The following is a 17,772-nucleotide window of genomic DNA, read 5'->3' on the forward strand; positions in this document are numbered from 1 at the left end:
GGATAACCTTACTCCGCGAATAAAACACTGACTACATCCTCTTCTACAGCTGTAACCATCTCCATGGGTTCTTCCATATCTTTTGAATATCCAGACACACCAGCTTTGATCTCAACTAAGCTTTCATCGGATTCAAAGGCCATCATACTCAGAGCTCTAAATGCACTCAGAATATTTTTAACAACGACTCTTGCCCCTACAGGAGGAGTTGTCGGCAAAACAAGAAAAAATGATCCAGGTTTGTTATTCATAAACAAAATATCAATTTCACGAATCTGATTTTTAAGAATCAGACTAAACGCCATCAAAACTTCCTCTCTACCCTCATCCGAAGCATTCTCCATGGACGGGAATTCGAGAAGAATCAATGACAAATCTAATTCATATCTTCGTGAACGTATAAACTCTTCACGCAGTCTTCTTTTGAAATAATCATACGTGTAAGCATCAATCATTTCATCCGCGATAAGCTTATCTTTCGTATCTTTAAACATTGTTGCGTTTTCAATACTGCTTCCGCACCAGTCAGCCACAAGCCCAGCTACTCGCACAGAATCGCTATTAAACTTCAAAAAAGGCATTTTCTCTACGTTCAAAACACCTACTACATGCTTTTGATTATCTGCCAGAATCGGAGCAGAAATAATGATACCGCTCGGAGCCATGTCCGTAGTTGCTACATCCTTAATCGAGATAGCTCTCTTCTCTCCTGCAGCGATCCCCATCAAACCTTCCGTATATGGCAGAGTGTCAGGCAGGATGCTTTTACTGTGACGGATAGCGGTGTTCAGTTTGAACTCATCGCCTTCAAGAAGATAAACGGAACAGTCTTCCACGCTCATAAAATCTCTTAGAATTTCAAGAACGGCAGGAAAAATACTTTCCTGAGTCAATGTACGAAGTCCTTGTGCCGCTTCATACAAAGTACCCAGTGTATTTTCCTGAGAAATTATACGTGTATCGATTTCCTGCTTAGCTTCACTTAAAACATCAAATTTTGTCTTAATTTTATTAAATGCATCTTTATAGGCATCGCGCTCCTCACTAAGATCTGCATATTCCTTAATGCTAAGTTCTTTCATTTCCCCGATTACGACTCCAACAATAAAGAAAAGTGCAGGTTTTCCCCACATACTAAGACTTTTGAAGTCCACCAGTGATAGATCCGGTACTGTAAGTGACGCGAAACCCAAGTACATCATAGCTGTCAGCAAACCGGAAAATGCACCGGCACTGAATCCGTAACGGGCCGCGGTTAAGATTACTACTAACCAGTAAGGATGCGGCGAAACATTGATAAATCCGGGGTCAGTGCGGAAAAAAATCAAATTAATAACCGTGAGCCCTATTACTCCGGTAAAAGCTTCAAAATATTTTGAAAGCTTATATTTTCGTACAACCGCATTAACCTTAAGCATTCGATTAAACTCACTTATAAAAATGATCTTTTAAGACACATCAAACTAGAACACATACTGAATTCCGCCAGTGATCAACTGACTTTCTCCGCCGCCGACAAGGCCTGAATCACTGCTATATTCGTATCCGGCGTTAAATTCCCACCGCTCTCCAAGACGCAAAATAAAATTAGGCGAAGCGAAATAACTTGGAGATCCTTTAAATTCATCCTGACGAATACCACCTGCGACCTGGAATCCCAGAGTCTCACAATACCACTTACTAAAACTAGTGCTAAGTGTATGAATACTCTCGTTTTGGACAACAGCAATAGGAGTATAGTTTTGATCATCATACTTAAAATGTGAGCGGTAATATGAATAGGAAACATAAAGTTCAGGAGCACTTAAAAGTTTCCGAGTGAGAATCACATTATATATCCCTTTGGTTCCGTACAGTTTGTCATTATCAACAACATATTGCCGGACCTGACCATTCATAAACAGCCCCCACGTGTCATTATAGAAACCGTCGTACGTAAGTGAGACCTGATTATAACGTCCTTTGTAATTTGTCGCTGTAGGCTCATCAATCCATGGATTGTTGTAATCAAGCATAAACGAAAGCGGTCCGGATTTATGAACCATCCAATCAAAACCGAGAGCACCGGTGAATCCTTCAGCCGAACCTTCAAAGACCCCTGCGCCGACCACACCTGTGAATTTGCGTGAAAGCTCTCTGCGGAATAGAAATGCAGCTCGATTAATGGTTTTATCAACCTTCTCAATTCCATCACCTTCAGGACGGTAAATATCTGCAAAATCATAGATAAAATCTGCGCGGGTAACCTTATCTAGTTGCATCGAAAAATTTGTGCGGAGCGAAGTTGTAATGGTATCATTAGTCTGTAAATATACACTTGGAGTGAAGTTTATACGAGGCCTGTACTGCTTTAAAAGCCCAGACAAAGCTCGGCGCGCATCGACATTATTCGGTTCACGATCGATAAGCTCGGAAAAATTTTCAATAGCGCCAAGCCAGTCGCCGCCCTCCTGACGTCCATATGCACTCGATGACAAAGCATCAGTATCACCGGGGCGGAGCATTAAAAGATAATTTAACGAAGCCTGCTGCTGGCCATAATCTCCAGTCAAAAGTTTAAGGCGAGCTGCTTGACGCAAAGCTCCAGCAGCAACGGAGTCATCTTCCAACCAGCTTTGAATCAACCTATCAGCTATGTTGTAATCCTCATTATCTATGAGAGCGGAAATATACTCTTCTCGCAAATCCATATCGTCTGAATATGTTTTGACTAACTTTTCATACAATCTGAGACCATCATTAACCTGACCGCGCCGCATCATAACGCGAGCTAATATAACTTCCCGCTGACGTTGCGAAACTGCACGTAAGATATCGTTCTGATCAATTTCATAAAAGAATTCTTCGGTTCCAGCTTCCAGATTAATCGGTATATCGGTTTCGGTAGCTGGTGTCGTTGTAGCTTTTTCAGGAGGTTTAGGACTATCCGCTCCGCGCACAGCTTTAATTACTGTGGGATTAACTGGCAACGGGGTTTTGCGGGAAGTAGCAACTCTTGCCGCTAAAAAATCAGGGTTCATTCCCTTAATTACATAATCAAGCTTCATTTTCCTCTTAAAGGAACGTCCAGAAGCCTTGGCCTGACTGCGAGTCGGATAATCACCAATCTGTACAGCACTCCAAAGACGTCCTTTCGAATCGTAAAGGCGAACTACTTTAGCATTATATCCTTTCTCTTTCAGGTATGAAGTAAAGTTCCAGGCATTATCAGGGATTGAAAAGGTAGAAATTCTGACAGTCCATACTTTTTGGACGACAGGAGCCCCTATCCCATCTTCAGCCCGAAGAAGAGAGGAAAAAATTAACAGCGGCATACATGCAACTGCTAAAACAATTAATTTTATGACCCTTACCTTTTTCAATTTTATTTCCTATCAATTATCTTTTTAGCTTCAGAGGAAAGGACTTTATCAGTCACCCCTTGACGCTTAAGTATCCGTTTCGCGGCTTTAAACTCACGAACAGCATTGCCTTCCCGGTTAATCAGCAAATACAATTCCCCGAGTTGGAATCTTGAATCAGCATCATCAGGAACAATCTTATTGTACGCTCTAAATTTACTAATAGCCCGTTTATATTCGTTTCGCTGCGTATAAACCATCGCAATCCCTTTAAGCGCGGTTCGGTTTTTCTTATCCACCCGAAGTGTGGATTCAAACAAATCAAAAGCTTCATCGGTATGATTGTTAAACAAGGCTTCAGCTCCAAGCCTCGCTAGATATACCCCGTCTTTACTATGCTCACGGCCAAGTCTTTTATAAATACTCGTAGCATCTCGTCCACGCCCTACTTGATCGTAGACTGTTGCAAGCAAAAACCCTTCGAACCGAGGAAGCACCTTAAGACGAGCATACGGTTCTAGAATTTCAAGAGCCTTTTTAGGGTTCTTTTCATCTATATATGCCCGTGCTAACTCAATTTTTTCAGCTTGCGGCAATACGCCCTGATTATACAGCTCGTGCAACAGAACAATTCTTTTCGAGTTCATCCCGGCAAAACCGTAAGTTTTTGCAAGCTCAATCTTTAATTCATGATCCAACGGCTTAAGAGCCAGTGCCCGCTCATAGTAAGTTACAGCGTCGCTGTATTCCAAAGCGTTTGAATGCCCTTTCGCAGCTTGCAGAGCTAAAGAAAAACTACGCGGTTTTTCATCGGACATCTCACCAAATAATCTAGCTGCGGCTTTTGGTCGATTTGTCCAACCCGCAAGTCTAGCAAGGTTGTCGCGGATCTTTTTATCTTTCGAACCCATTGAATAGAGCTGATCATAAAGCCTATAAGCTTCTTCCGTAAGACCTGAGCTATCTGCAAACTCAGCCCACTTTAGAAGCATTTCATATGTTTCACCTTTCCTGTCAGCAAACGCGGCAATAAGCTTTTCAGCTTTTGCCTTATCTCCCGCGGCAGCCCACACGCTGGCGGCAAGTAATGCAACCTGCTCATCGTATGGTCTTAATTTTACAGCAGTTGCAGCTGCATCTCTGAAAATTTTACTATTCGTCGTAAACGAAGCCACCTGCATGAGCTTCATAACCGACTCTTTATCTCCGCCAGTAAGGACCGCGACCTTTTTAAAGTACGGATATCCATCAATTGGGGAATTAAGCCAAAGCATAATCTCACCAGCTTGCGATATAACCTTTACGTTGTCAGGCAGAGCCTTAACCGCAATTTCAGCTGCTTCCTTAGCTAAGCTTAGCTTCTGCGTTTCCGCAGCAGTAGTAAGCATCCCTAGAATATCACTCTCAAGCCCTTCTTTCGCTACAACTTTACGATACAGAGTATACGCCTTAAGCGGATTTCCAGCGGCTAGCCATGCCTCCGCGCCCTGACGCATCAATGAAATATCATCAGGCTTGAAACGCAGTGCTATATCAACCGTCTCCGCTATCAATTTAGCATCACCGGTCGCCCCTGCGGCATCAAGCAATCTTACATAATCCTCAACCACGCCCCCAGGCCCTTCGGCTAAAGCTCTAAGCATTGCATACGCTTCTTTAGGACGGTTAAGACCAAGCAATAGCTCTGCCCTAGTCCGCAAATAATCCGGCTCAGAAATATTAAGGACCTCTGTCTCAGCAACGACTTCCGCCATAAGCTTAGTATCGGAGCTATAAAGAGCAGCCCTGAGCATATCATGCGCATACCGGAAAAAATTACCAACCCGATCTGCCAAATCTCTAAACAAAGCCACAGCCTGCTTAAACTTCCCGCTTTGTATGTAAAGACCACCTAGGTCCTCACGATGCTGATTGTTATCCGGCTCTAACTGAACCAGTTTTTCCAGCGCAGATTCTGCAAGTTGAAATTTCATTTCATACTGTGCAAGCCACACTATCTCTTTCAACAATCCGGCATTATCTGGATCAATTTGGTATAACTTTTCAGCTAATTCTAAAGCATCTTTATACTGTCTGGACCAACCAAGAAGCTTAACTAACTGAATTCTGCTATCGATCCCCTTACCAAGGCTTTCATCCATGTTAGCTGCAAAAGAAAAAGCCTCTCCGACTCTCCCTACTGCAACAAAATACTCCAAAGCATAAGTCACATAAGTTAGAGTATTAATATCTTCTTCATTTTCAGCTGCAATTTCAAACTGATTGCCAACAATAAAAATTTGCCGGATCAGATAATCAAGATACGGATCTTCAGCTTGCTTCTCGTAATCAGCAGAAAGACGCTTAACTTCAACATGGATAGTATCTAAAAATTTATCAGTTAATAACTTGCCTAACTGTAACTCATTAAGAGCAATTATTGCGGAAACTTCATTATGAATCTCGTTAAAAAAGCGGTAATACATCACCATTTTTTCAAGCGGTATCAGGCTCTTAGTCTTAATCGCAGCGATTCTTTCCCAAGTTTCAAGAGCCTTGCGCGGCATAACATTCCATTCATAGAACTTCACCAATTTCTCAAGAGCATCAACGTCGTTGGGCTTAAGATCCAAACTCTTATTCAAACTAGCAATAGCTTTATCCGGCAAACCTCGGACTAAATAAATATCTGCGGCAAGAGAAAGCAGCTCTAAATCATTCGGGTTTTCTTCGAGCAAACCAGTAAGAATATCAGTAGCCTTAACAATTTTCCCTGCCTTCAGGTACAACGGAACCATATCTCTCGGGAAAGGATAGATAAGAACAGTCGCTCCGATTATAACGAGCGCAAATAAAAGTATTCGCCAGAGCTTGATATTCAAATCTGTGAAATCTCCAATGTTTCAGACGTTACGCCCTTAACAACAACTTCCCCCTCTGAATTACTGCGCACCTCCGACACCAAAGAATTCTTACCAACTACTTTATATCTCTGATTAGGAGTAAGACCGCCAATTACAATCTTTCCTTTCCCAAAACATTCAAAAACAAACTGTGCGCCATCTGAAGTGCGCCTGAAATCTTTAACCCATCCTGATGCATTTTTAATATATGCGGAAACGTCATTCACGTTCAAATCAGATGAAAGAACTAATTCCGCGCGATCTTGATCCGGGTTCAAATGGACAAAGATACCTTCCGAAGTAATGTCATAGCCAATAATATTTTTACACTTGCTTAAATCAGGAACTTTATCCATTCCATCCAGTCTTAAGCTCAAACAATCTCTGTAATCCGTGACTATAAATTTGTCTGCACCAAACTTCTCAAGTTTTCCAGTGAGATAACCGCGTACCATTTTGATGTAAGCCGAGGCGTAAACATTTGCGGTATCCTGCGACAAAACCCACTCGTAAACATCTTCAAGAGCTTTGAGAGAAGCGAATTTTTCACCGCTGTAGAAATGGTAATAAATATCAATGGGCATCACGCGACGCGGAGAACCGGTGCGTTTCATGGTATCAATGATATTGCGGAATCCATAAAACGGACCTTCCCACAGATTGGTCAGAATATTTTCATTGGCCTGCCCTGTGTAAATCTGGCTGTTTTTTCCGAGCTCCAGATACAAAGGCGACACCCCGAAATATGAATTACGGCGGGCATCAAAAACTGTGTCCCCGCCATTCAAATTCAAGATTCCGGCTTTCTCAGCAATTTCAACTTGCTCTTTCGTGGGGTCACACATTCCTGACCATAAAAGGACTTTGCACGGCTTCTCAGCAGGAGCTAAATCAGTAGAAATGTATTCGCAGGATTCAACAATTTCATATCTTGCATCAAATTTATATCCGGCCATTTCGTACTGACCAACAATAAAGTTGTCCGAATATTCTGCCGAATCACGAACTGAAGCCTGCCACGCAAACGGATGCGTATAGGAATGTGAAGATGTCTCGATATTATTCATTTCAAAGAGAGTCCTAGCCTGTTCAACATTATCAAGGCTCCCCTTAACAGCAGGGTTAATTTCTCCAGCGATAACGGATGCGGAGTTTGGGAAATCATAGCGGGAAAAAATTCGTTCCATTATCATTTCGCCGGAATTCTTATACTTATCTATCTCAGTATAACCTACAAAACCGTCACCATCGATATGCGCAAATGCGACTCTAAGCCCGTTTAATGTAGTAGGAGTTAAAGCAGGAATACCTTTCAGCCCCAGAGATTCACGTAAAAAATCAAACGGATTTAAATACCACTGTTTTTGATAATCAACAGGATCCTGCCAACGCATATATTCATCAAGAGCAAAGCCCCCTTTCGGCCCCACCCCGACAACGCTACCTGCGGTACCCGGTTTATCCTTAAGACTTACAGTTACCCACGAACTAGACTTTTCATCCGAAGGAACAATGTGAATGTAGTTAAAAGGGAAAAGCGGAAGCTTACGTTCAAAATTCATGCTTTTCTGATCGATGTAATCGTATTTCAGACGAGTGCGATCATTTGTAGCATTACCTTTCCATGCAAAACCTAAATTTAAATAAACACTTTTGATCAACTCAGAATCAATCGGTTCGTCATTCAAATTACGCATTGCCCCTAAGGCACCTGCAACAATTATTTTCCTATCATTTTTCATCTGCTCAAGAAGCCACTTCAAATAATCGACTGGCTGATCCATCAGATTATCAGCAAATGTTGTAAAAACAGCTGAAAAGGCGCTCATTTCTTTATTGCTAGGTAGTGGGCGCAAATTAACATCCCGAACTTCATAAAGAAATCCGAAATAGTTAAGTGGCATAGCAAATCCTTCCATGAAAAGACTTGTCCGGGCTGTACGTTCCTCAGCACTATTATATAGAACCAAAACTTTACGTTTAATAGGCTCTGCATAGCTCGAAGGAACTACACATGATACAGACAATAATACAACAAGAAAACTAAGGAGTATGCGCATAGGTATTCACCTGATCGAGTGCCGGAGTGCTGACGTATGGCACAAAACCTTGTTTGCGAGAATAATCAAATGCTTTTGCAGTTTCACCTGCATCGTCAAGGGGAACATAATCTAAGCTTAGAACAACCAACTTACGGTTTTCTTTCAAAGCTGTGCTGGACTTTGCAAGCAAAAACTCGCGATCAGCTTTTGCAACGTCAGTTCTTGTCTGAGTCTTTAGATCAATGAAACTACTAAGCCCTTCGAGCAAAAGGTAATCAATGGATTTGGCGGTTCTACCTAGAATTTCGAAACCGCGATTCTGACAAAGCAGTAATTTCGGAAAGCTCTTTCTAATGGATTTGATAAGTTCTACAGCGCTTCGCTCAGTCCCTTTGTAAGTATCAGGGTCGCGCCTTTGCATATCTATGGGAGAATCTAGAGTATCGAAAAACAATCCGTCATAGCCAGCTTTCAGCGCGTCAGGAATTATCCGTTCAAAAAGCATATCCTTCCATTCAGGACGGCGAATATCAACTACCCAAGAATCCCAATTATCATTGTAGCGTACAAGCAAGCCTCGTTCCTTAGCCTCTACATAGTATGGTCCGCCTGCGCTGACCTCACCGAGACTAATGTAAACAAGACATTTCACCCCGGCTTTACGCAAAGGATCAGGGTTTTGGCCGTGAACAGCTAAAACAGCAAGATCGAACTGAATTAGCTCTTCAGTCCTGTCTTGCTGTCCATAATAGCAACTCCACGACGAAACCTGCGTCTTGGATTTACCAAACGCAAAGCTACTGCCGAGCAGAGAAAATGAGATTAGAGCCACAGTAAAAACTATTGAGTAGGAATAGCCGACATCGATGCGACCATTTCTGTCAAAGCTTCCTGAGCAACGCTGTTTAGGGATTCTGAACATCCGAACACACAACCTCCGCTCTTGGATACAGATGAAGCCCAAAGAACTTTACCGGAAGAAACATCAATCATTCTGAGGTTTAATCCAACAGTAGGGCTTTGATTTACACCACGTTTGTACTGATATTCAGATACAGAACCGTAAATTATTGTATCAACTCCAAGACGGGTGCCGACTTTCTGAGCGACAACATCTTCCATGACGAATTCGAGGTCGTCGTCTTCGCCTTTTACTCTCTTAAGCATGTCTGTAGATTCCATCAAATCGAATTTTGTGGAAGAATACAGCTCTGTTACGAGCAAATCGCCGACCATACGTCCGGCATTTGGTGTGTTGGTTAAATTGACCAAGGGAAGTACTGCCGCGTGGCGGGCTTCACTGGCTATCCCTTGAGGTTGAACATAACCTTTTATGTATGATCCAGAACACCCCGCCAAAAACAAAACCAAACAAATTACTGCAACTAAATTACGTTTCACTTTACCCCTCCTAAATCTAGGTCAAAAAATAATTATCTAAATCTTTATTCAAGATCAAAATACAAACAAAAATGACTTAAAATAAACGCTGCAAAACAAAGCTGATACTCCACAAAAAATAATTATAATATATAGTTAAGACAAAACAAATTGTTCACCCACGCATCCCCAGATTGCAAATGAACGTAAGCCCTAACCACCAGAAAAAACATCCTCATCAAACATCAATTTTAAAATCAAAAAAAACGATCAGAATTGCTTACATAAATCGTGCATACACGAGAATAACTTTAAACCTTAATAATTACTTTGGAAAGCATTTATCAAAGGTTTAAGACACTTCAACCAAGATTTATAACAATATAATATGTAATCTAACTTTTATTTAGTGCATTGAAATGCTATAAATATTGTGTAGTTTGTATTTCTTTTATAAATTCTAAATCAAATATCAATATAATCAAACAGTACTATGAAATTAAAAAACATACTTGCCATACTTCTTCCACTGTTAATTCTGTCATGCGCTGTAAAAGAACCTCAAAAACCACAAGCATCCAAAACTATGCAAACAATTAGCAAAGAACGGAAGAACCCAAAGGACATAAAGAGCTGGGCTTACTGGCTTCAAGGGCCATCTATTTCCTCGCTAGCGGAATCTCCGTACGACTTAATTGTAATGGATTACTCTGCTGATGGAACCGACAAAAAGAAATTTTTAGCTAAAGACATTTCGGTTCTGCATAAGTTTGATAAAACAGTGCTGTCCTATTTTTCCATAGGCGAAGCTGAGGAATATCGCTTTTACTGGCAAAAAGAATGGAAGGACAACCCGCCTAATTTCCTTGGACCTGAGAACCCAGACTGGGCAGGAAACTACAAAGTAAGATACTGGCGCGAAGATTGGTGGGAAGCGGGTTTAAGGCCATATCTAGACCGCATATTAGAAGCGGGATTTGATGGAGTTTATCTCGATATTATAGATGGATACTGGTTCTGGCACGAACAAGGTGTAGACATCACGTCCACTGCTGACGACATGGTAAAACTTATCAAGAGAATAGCAGACTACTGCCGCGCAGAAGCCGGAAATGATTTTATAGTCTGCCCGCAAAATGGACTAGGGATCATCAATGACTGCTCGCCAGTTTACCGTGATCTCTATCTGAAAACAGTAAATATGGTCGGACTTGAAAGCTTACTTACAAATATTCACAGCAAGGATGATCAAAATTACAGACTAAAGCTAACCAAAGAAATTTCAAATTCATCCATAACAATTCTTGATGTGGAATATATAGATGAACAGAAATATCCAGATTATATTGAACAGATTAAAACACTAGACTTTAAGCTGATTCCGTACGGAGCTACACCTGACGCAGCTCTGGACACCCTGACTAATTTTAGTAAATATCATCAGCTCAAAAAGTAGTTTTAGGGCCTGCCTAAACTAAGGAAAGAAACGTAAAATTCCGCCAGCCTGAAGAGCGTTTAAAGCAATGGCAATACCTGCGAGCATAACAAGGCCAGCACTAGCAACGGGCAGGTTTTTAATCAACTTTCGTGATCCTGAGAACCTTTCCGTTAATTTAGAAGCTCTGACGGTCAGAACTCCGATTATTATCAGCACTGCGGCAAGTCCCAAACTGAAAGAAAATATAAGTAAAAGCCCGAAAACAATACGCCCGAGCGCAACGGCAGCTAAAAGAACAACAAGCGCGGTCGGACATGGTACCATTCCGCCCGCAATCCCGAGACTGAGCATGGACCACCAAGAAACAGGCTCGCTTTCTTTCTCTGAATCATCATGATGGTGATGGTGATGCCCGTTGTGAAGTGCTCTTTTCGCAAGCATAATATAGCCTACAAAAAACACGAGAATGCCCGAAAAAGCTCCTAGCCATGGATAAAGATCTCCGGGTAAAAAATACCGCGAAAGTAACAATGCCGCAATTCCAAGCACAATGACACTGGCAACATGTGTAATGGTGACAATTATGCCGAGCGTAAAGGCATCTTTAACTTTTCCGCTCCGCCCAATCAAATACGCCGCAACCATTGCCTTACCATGACCGGGACTAAGAGCATGACCCATGCCAAGCACAAATGCCAAACCAAGCGCAAACAATGCCGCTCCGGTTCCTAAATTTTCGCGAGATAAATATTCGCGAAGCGCGGCCTGACTGGAATCTTCCTGCGGCTTAGGCGCAAGTCCAGTACCCGATTCAAAACGGTTGTCAGTTAATGTACCGGACTTAGTTAAAGCCCCACCATCAACGGCACTCACAAAAGATAGCTCTAAAGTTCTAGAATCTACAGTTGTAGAAACTTTACTGAGCTGCGGCTCTGCCTGAACAAACCACTTAATCCATTTTAGTTCGCCCGCCTTAAAATTATTGTCTGACACTTTAATTGTATGTGTGACTGATTCTTGATCACCAATAGGCAAAGAGTATATCAAATTAGCCCGCACCCCGTTACTATAACCCCCGAGAGCTGGCGCGACAGAGTCGTAGTACAGTTCAAGCACTACGGGTTTATCATCTAATGTTACCACTAGATTTGGATACAAAATTTTATTGATAGTGCGTGACAAAGCCCCCTCTTCCGAGGATGAAACCTTACCATCGCGGTCAGCATCGGGAATGAGAGTCGCCGTAATAGAGGGGCCAATCGAAGTTCGGTATATAATGAGAAGCCGCGTTCCTTCATTCTGAACAGTAGTTTCCTGCACAACCTCACCGAGTGGATGCGCAGCGGATGCCATCGGCATCAGACATAAAGCCAGCAGTGATAATAAACTAACAACCTTCATTTAAAATCAACCTCGGTATATATATTTGTCCAAATAAAATTATTACAATGTATCCCCTCCCCCCTATACCATATACTCTTGACAGCCTAAACACTCCTGTATATAGACCAATAAGTGACCGCTAGTCATTTTGTGACCAACGGCAACAATAAGGTTCTTGGAGAAGTCGAAATGGCTAGAAAACAGCAGGAAAAATCAAAGCAGACGAAAAATGAGCTGATGCGTTCTGCTGAAAATCTTTTCGGACAAAAAGGTTTCATGGCTACTACTGTCGCAGAAATAACAGCCCACGCGGGCTATTCTAAAGGTAGTTTTTATAGACACTGGGTGAGCAAAGATAAATTGTTCATGGAGATCGTTGAAAACAAACTTAAAGAATACCGTAGTTCTCGAGACGAACGCCTTTATAAGGCAAACAGTCTTGAAGAAGTTATGCACATTATTTGGGATTTTCTCGAAATAATTGTGCGTGATGAAAACTGGGCAAAAGTTTTTCTCGAGTTCACCGTTTATGCTTCGCGCATTCCTGAGCTTCGAAATGACCTCAGTCTAAGCCAGTACCGCCTTTCCGAAAAAGTTTTTGCAGAATTAGTCAGTGACTTCGTTGAAACGGATTATCCACCAGAAAAACTCGGTGCTTTCAATACAGTACTGTTTGAAGGTTACATGGTCCAAAGTGCACTTGGAACCGGAATTGTGGATTTAAAAGACATTCGTGGAGCTGCACTAACAGTCGCTCTCGCTAATGGACTTAAAGAAGTTTAATAAACCATTCCTTATGGAGGAAACATGAAAAAGATTCTACTAACTATTATGGCTGCTATCATCGGTTTTTCTGTAATGCCGCTTTCCGCGAGCGCAGAAACCATATCTTTGACATATTCAAATTTCTTTCCCCCTACCCATATTCAGTCAAAGCTTGCTCAACAGTGGTGTGACGAAGTCGCAAAACGCACTGACGGCAAAGTTAAAGTTTCCTACTTCCCCGGCGGAACTCTTACCAAGGCAAAACAATGTTACGACGGCGTAGTTGAAGGCCTTTCAGACATAGGTCTTTCCGCTCTTGCATATTCACGCGGGCGTTTCCCTACAATGGCTGTAGTTGACCTTCCATTAGGTTACAAATCCGGGGCAGTCGCAACAAAAATTGCTAATGAAGTATACGAACATTTCATGCCAAAAGAGCTTAGCGACGTAGCACCTATGTACTTCCACGCTCATGGACCAGGACTACTTTTTACAGCTAAAAAGCCTGTTAAAACTTTAGCTGATATGAAAGGTCTCAAGCTACGCGGAACAGGTAACTCGGGGAAACTCATCAAAATACTTGGCGGCGCACCTGTAGCCATGTCGATGCCTGATACATACCAAGCAATTCGCAAAGGCGTTGTAAGTGGCGGAATGTACCCAATGGAAACAAACAAAGGTTGGAAAATGGCTGAAGTTGTTGATTACTGTACACTTGATTTCCCAGTAGCATATACAACAACATTCTTCGTTGCCATGAACAAAGACAAATGGAATTCAATTCCTACTGATCTCCAGAAAATAATCACCGAAATCAACAAAGAATGGGCTGTTAAGCACGGTCAGGCTTGGGACGACAGTGACGCAGCAGGTAAAGAATTCTTCGTTAAAAAAGGTGGAGAGTTCATTACTCTTAGCGATGCTGAAGGTAATGTATGGAAGGAAAAAGCTGCACCTATGATGACTGAATATGTTGAAGCAACAGACAGCAAGGGTCTTAAGGGCAAAGAAATTCTTGACTTCACAGTCAAATCACTGGAAAAAGCTCAGTAGCGATTAAATCATTAATATATGATTATGGACTGGAATAAATAAAGTTCAAGGTCTCACGTATAATTATGTGAGACCTTGAACTTTTTATAAATTATAAGCCAGCATCTAAAAACGCATCATATATAATGAACACAAACAATTTTCCAATTCTGCTATGGAGAGAATAGTGAGCGAATCAAAACCAGACTTTGTCACCAGACTTGAAGAAGTTCTGAAAGCAATTGCGGCAGTTAGCCTGATAGGTATGGCACTTTTAACTGGCGCAGATATTATTTGCCGAGGGGTTTTCGGCTCACCAATTTTCGGAGTGGAAGAATTAGTTGCAATTCTGGCAGTTTTAACAACAGGACTTGCCCTCTCATACACTCACTCCCAGCAAAGCAATATCGGTGTTGAATTTTTAGTTAGCAAATTTAAGAAAAGAACTCGTAATAATATCCGATGCGGAACAAACACCGCCAGTGCAATACTTTTCGGAATAGTTACGTGGCGACTATACCTATACGCTGAAAGTTTGAAAAAAGCAGGCGAAGTAACCATGACCCTCGAAATACCTACTTACTTAATCATATATGCACTGGGATTCGGTTTTGCCTGTTTTACTTTAACTCTGCTTCGAGATGTTGCAGTACACCTCAAAGGAGGCAAGTAACATGGAACCAAGCAGCATTGGAATTATCGGAGTTTTAATCATGTTGGGACTTTTCCTGACACGCATGCCAGTTGCCTACGTTATGACGCTTGTCGGATTCTGTGGTTTCGCATTTCTTATTTCAATGAAAGGCGGACTGAACTTACTTTCAAGAAGTTTTTACGATTCATTTTCGTCATATAGTTTAGCAACGGTTCCACTTTTCATTTTAATGGGGCAACTTGCTTTTAACAGCGGTATAAGTCGAAAACTTTACAGCACAGCATACCACTTCCTAGGTAATATCCAGGGTGGGTTGGCAATGGCTACCGTTGCAGCTTGTACCGCCTTCGGTTCCGTATGTGGATCAAGTCCGGCAACCGCAGCAACCATGGCAACGGTTGGTATTCCTGAAATGAAACGGTACGGATATTCCAATTCATTGGCAGCCGGTTCAGTCGCATCAGGCGGCGGACTTGGAATGATCATGCCGCCAAGTGTCGTTCTGATTGTTTACGGAGTTTTAACCGAGCAATCTATCGGCGAACTTTTCATGGCCGGAATTATACCATCCGTAGTCCTGACAATACTTTTCATAATCGCAATTGCAATCCAGTGCCACCTAGACCCGACTCTCGGGCCAAAAGGTGAAACTTTCAGCTTCGCAGCTAAAATGAAATCCCTACTAGGATTAGCAGATACATTCGCAATATTCGGACTCGTTATCGGCGGTATGTTCTGGGGATTCTTCACTCCGAATGAATCTGCCGCAGTAGGTGTTTTAGGAATATTAACTCTTGGCATTATCAAACGGCAGTTGACATGGGAAGCATTCAAAAACTCTCTTTATGAAACACTCCGCACATCATGCATGGTATTACTGCTAGTAGCAGGAGCCGTAATTTTTGGTAAATTCCTAGCTGTTACTCGTATCCCATTCGATGTGGCTGCTTGGACATCATCCTTTGATTTGCACCCGCTCATCATCATGGCAATGATCCTAGTCATCTACTTCATCGGTGGCTGTTTCATGGACGCGCTAGCACTAATAATGCTCACAATACCTGTCTTCTACCCCGTGGTAATGGGGCTAGGTTTCGACCCAATCTGGTTTGGTATAATCATCGTTCTAGTTACGCAGATAGGAGTCATTACACCTCCGGTAGGAATCAACGTCTACGTAGTTTATGGGATGGCGCAAAAGTTTGCACCGTCCATTACGCTAGAAGAAATATTCAAGGGAACCATTCCGTTCCTGCTGGCAATTATTGTAGGACTTGTGTTGTTTGCCATATTCCCACAGATCATTTTATACTTGCCTCAAGCAATGTACTAAAAACACAATCAACAGCTGCATCATAAAAGCCGCTCATCGTAAAAACGATGGGCGGCTTTTTATATGGATCATAGAAATTAAACTTGTACTCAATTCTACCACTACTATTGAAAAACTAAACCGAATTTTGCAGCTATGAATAAAGTTAGAAATAAGCAAGGCATATAGAGAATCATAGAAGCAAGTACACTAGCTGATGTTTCCATTTCCAGAGTTTGATATTCCTGAGCAAGAATACATGACAGTGCAGCTGAAGGCATCCCAGAAAGAACTATACCCATAAGAAGCATGTTCCCTTTGACTCCGAAAAACATGAAAAGAAAAGCCGCAAATACTGGATGAATAATCATTTTTATAAGGTTAACAGATAGAATTTTAGTCCATTCAATCTTCATCTTCTGTTTACAGATAAGCATCCCAATAGAAAAAAGAGCACATGGAACAGATGCCATACCAAAATCATGCAGACTTTGGGCTAAAAATTCAGGTAATGGAATATTAAAAACCGAAAAAATAATCCCCAATAAGGCAAAGCCAATTATGGGAGTTTTCAGCATTGAAAATGTGATAGATAAAATGACTGATGTTTTGGACATCGATTTGTCAGCTCTATGAAGCGAGAACTTGGCGACAACCAAGATGATTACAAGCGTGGGCAAGATTATAGCAAGAGTTGTAGCAATTAGAACTTCTTTGCTGTCTCCAAAAAGAGAAAGCATCACAGGAATGCCTAAATATGCGGAATTGGGAAAACTAGCAGTTATGGCGCGGATGCCACTTTCGGTATAATGAGCTTTGAAAAAATATTTAGAAATCAAAAACATAAACAAGTAAGATAATAACATTGCAGCCGCGTATCCAGAAATATACCCAACTCTCGCAATTTCATGAAAAGGTGTAGTGGCTAGAGTTCCAAATAGCAAAGCAGGCAAAGTGAAGTAGTATACAAAGCCATTCAAAACAGAAGAGCTATTCTCAGGGAGAATTTCTTTTCTATAGGTAAAAGCTCCTCCAATAATCATCAAGAATAGGGGAATCAAAGAAGTAGCAACTAAAATAGCCATAGAATCCCTCTTAAAGTAGTTTTATGTCTCTTCGATACAATACTTCTTGACGGTAAAATTCAACTATTATTTAAAGCATCATTTAAACCCCAGATATTACGTTCAAAAACTCCTCCATCAAACCACGCAAGAAAACCCGTACAAACTTAATTGTACGGGTTTTCTTTAAAAAAAAGTCCTTGCGACGACCTAGTTTCCCACCAGCTACCTGGCAGTATCATCGGCGATGGAGGTCTTAACTTCCGAGTTCGGAAAGGGATCGGGTGTGGCCCCTCCTCAATGGTCACAAGGACAAATTTCTCTAGTTAATAGTACCAACCGTACGAGGTCAGTAGTTACCAACTATAAATATATAGTTAATAGGGAAGAGAAGAAAAATAAGTCACACGATTTATTAGTACTAGTCAGCTGAATGTATTGCTACACTTACACCTCTAGCCTATCAACCAGGTGGTCT

General features: G+C 41.6%; 13 protein-coding genes and 2 rRNA genes. 5 read left to right on the forward strand and 10 right to left on the reverse strand.

Annotation, left to right across the window (positions count from 1 at the left end; translation table 11 throughout):
- Positions 1-8 precede the first annotated feature (8 nt).
- From BR06_RS0116760 to BR06_RS0116785, 6 genes are read right to left on the reverse strand one after another with little or no spacing between them, the layout of a single operon-like run.
- Complete coding sequence (locus tag BR06_RS0116760; protein ID WP_031485135.1) at positions 9-1,418, reverse strand: sensor domain-containing diguanylate cyclase; 1,410 nt, start codon at positions 1,416-1,418, stop codon at positions 9-11.
- 45 nt (positions 1,419-1,463) lie between these two features.
- A complete protein-coding gene (locus BR06_RS0116765) occupies positions 1,464-3,314 on the reverse strand; it encodes an SPOR domain-containing protein (protein ID WP_031485137.1) in 1,851 nt (616 codons plus the stop codon).
- A gap of 50 nt (positions 3,315-3,364) precedes the next feature.
- The gene (locus tag BR06_RS0116770) at positions 3,365-6,202 is read right to left on the reverse strand and encodes a tetratricopeptide repeat protein (RefSeq protein WP_031485139.1); all 2,838 of its coding nucleotides are present in this window, start codon (positions 6,200-6,202) and stop codon (positions 3,365-3,367) included.
- A complete protein-coding gene (locus BR06_RS0116775; protein WP_031485141.1) occupies positions 6,199-8,283 on the reverse strand; it encodes a polysaccharide deacetylase family protein in 2,085 nt (694 codons plus the stop codon). Before BR06_RS0116775 ends, BR06_RS0116770 begins: the two co-directional genes overlap by 4 nt.
- Positions 8,267-9,187: an endo alpha-1,4 polygalactosaminidase gene (locus BR06_RS0116780; RefSeq protein ID WP_084154227.1), complete on the reverse strand. Its 921-nt coding sequence runs from the start codon at positions 9,185-9,187 to the stop codon at positions 8,267-8,269. Before BR06_RS0116780 ends, BR06_RS0116775 begins: the two co-directional genes overlap by 17 nt.
- Entirely contained in the window at positions 9,106-9,666 is a 561-nt protein-coding gene (locus BR06_RS0116785; RefSeq protein WP_031485145.1) for a GNA1162 family protein, read from the reverse strand. The genes BR06_RS0116780 and BR06_RS0116785 overlap by 82 nt, the downstream gene beginning before the upstream one ends.
- 565 nt (positions 9,667-10,231) lie before the next feature.
- Here BR06_RS0116785 and BR06_RS0116790 point away from each other — a divergent pair.
- A complete protein-coding gene (locus BR06_RS0116790) occupies positions 10,232-11,101 on the forward strand; it encodes an MJ1477/TM1410 family putative glycoside hydrolase (protein WP_051677158.1) in 870 nt (289 codons plus the stop codon).
- A gap of 18 nt (positions 11,102-11,119) precedes the next feature.
- Here BR06_RS0116790 and BR06_RS0116795 read toward each other — a convergent pair whose 3' ends face one another.
- Positions 11,120-12,484 (reverse strand): nickel/cobalt transporter, encoded by a 1,365-nt coding sequence (locus BR06_RS0116795; RefSeq protein WP_031485148.1) that lies wholly within the window; start codon positions 12,482-12,484, stop codon positions 11,120-11,122.
- 171 nt (positions 12,485-12,655) lie between these two features.
- Here BR06_RS0116795 and BR06_RS0116800 point away from each other — a divergent pair, with 171 nt between their 5' ends.
- The 4 genes from BR06_RS0116800 to BR06_RS0116815 all read left to right on the forward strand — a co-directional run bounded on the left by BR06_RS0116800 (position 12,656) and on the right by BR06_RS0116815 (position 16,251).
- Positions 12,656-13,249, forward strand: a complete 594-nt coding sequence (locus BR06_RS0116800; RefSeq protein ID WP_031485149.1) for a TetR/AcrR family transcriptional regulator — start codon at positions 12,656-12,658, stop codon at positions 13,247-13,249.
- A 24-nt stretch (positions 13,250-13,273) separates the two neighbouring features.
- The gene (locus BR06_RS0116805) at positions 13,274-14,284 is read left to right on the forward strand and encodes a TRAP transporter substrate-binding protein (protein ID WP_031485151.1); all 1,011 of its coding nucleotides are present in this window, start codon (positions 13,274-13,276) and stop codon (positions 14,282-14,284) included.
- A 166-nt stretch (positions 14,285-14,450) separates the two neighbouring features.
- A complete protein-coding gene (locus tag BR06_RS0116810) occupies positions 14,451-14,936 on the forward strand; it encodes a TRAP transporter small permease (RefSeq protein WP_235727752.1) in 486 nt (161 codons plus the stop codon).
- 1 nt (position 14,937) lies between these two features.
- Positions 14,938-16,251 carry a TRAP transporter large permease gene (locus BR06_RS0116815; RefSeq protein ID WP_031485154.1) on the forward strand — a complete coding sequence of 438 codons (1,314 nt, stop codon included), beginning with the start codon at positions 14,938-14,940 and terminating at the stop codon, positions 16,249-16,251.
- Positions 16,252-16,355: 104 nt separating this feature from the next.
- Here the strand turns inward: BR06_RS0116815 and BR06_RS0116820 are convergent, their stop codons facing one another.
- The 3 genes from BR06_RS0116820 to BR06_RS0116830 form a co-directional block, all read right to left on the reverse strand.
- Positions 16,356-17,315: an AEC family transporter gene (locus BR06_RS0116820; protein WP_031485156.1), complete on the reverse strand. Its 960-nt coding sequence runs from the start codon at positions 17,313-17,315 to the stop codon at positions 16,356-16,358.
- Positions 17,316-17,491: 176 nt separating this feature from the next.
- Positions 17,492-17,606, reverse strand: a 5S ribosomal RNA gene (rrf, locus tag BR06_RS0116825).
- Between the two features lie 82 nt (positions 17,607-17,688).
- Positions 17,689-17,772, reverse strand: a 23S ribosomal RNA gene (locus BR06_RS0116830); the annotation flags it as partial.

The sequence above is a fragment of the Maridesulfovibrio frigidus DSM 17176 genome (assembly GCF_000711735.1).
In the GTDB taxonomy this organism is placed as follows: domain Bacteria; phylum Desulfobacterota; class Desulfovibrionia; order Desulfovibrionales; family Desulfovibrionaceae; genus Maridesulfovibrio; species Maridesulfovibrio frigidus.

Excerpts from the sequence above, each read along its gene's own strand:
- BR06_RS0116760 (WP_031485135.1), bottom strand. The coding sequence starts at position 1,418 with ATGCTTAAGGTTAATGCGGTTGTACGAAAATATAAGCTTTCAAAATAT.
- BR06_RS0116765 (WP_031485137.1), bottom strand. The coding sequence starts at position 3,314 with ATGCCGCTGTTAATTTTTTCCTCTCTTCTTCGGGCTGAAGATGGGATA.
- BR06_RS0116775 (WP_031485141.1), bottom strand. The coding sequence starts at position 8,283 with ATGCGCATACTCCTTAGTTTTCTTGTTGTATTATTGTCTGTATCATGT.
- BR06_RS0116780 (WP_084154227.1), bottom strand. The coding sequence starts at position 9,187 with ATGTTCAGAATCCCTAAACAGCGTTGCTCAGGAAGCTTTGACAGAAAT.
- BR06_RS0116790 (WP_051677158.1), top strand. The coding sequence starts at position 10,232 with ATGCAAACAATTAGCAAAGAACGGAAGAACCCAAAGGACATAAAGAGC.
- BR06_RS0116795 (WP_031485148.1), bottom strand. The coding sequence starts at position 12,484 with ATGAAGGTTGTTAGTTTATTATCACTGCTGGCTTTATGTCTGATGCCG.
- BR06_RS0116800 (WP_031485149.1), top strand. The coding sequence starts at position 12,656 with ATGGCTAGAAAACAGCAGGAAAAATCAAAGCAGACGAAAAATGAGCTG.
- BR06_RS0116805 (WP_031485151.1), top strand. The coding sequence starts at position 13,274 with ATGAAAAAGATTCTACTAACTATTATGGCTGCTATCATCGGTTTTTCT.
- BR06_RS0116815 (WP_031485154.1), top strand. The coding sequence starts at position 14,938 with ATGGAACCAAGCAGCATTGGAATTATCGGAGTTTTAATCATGTTGGGA.
- BR06_RS0116820 (WP_031485156.1), bottom strand. The coding sequence starts at position 17,315 with ATGGCTATTTTAGTTGCTACTTCTTTGATTCCCCTATTCTTGATGATT.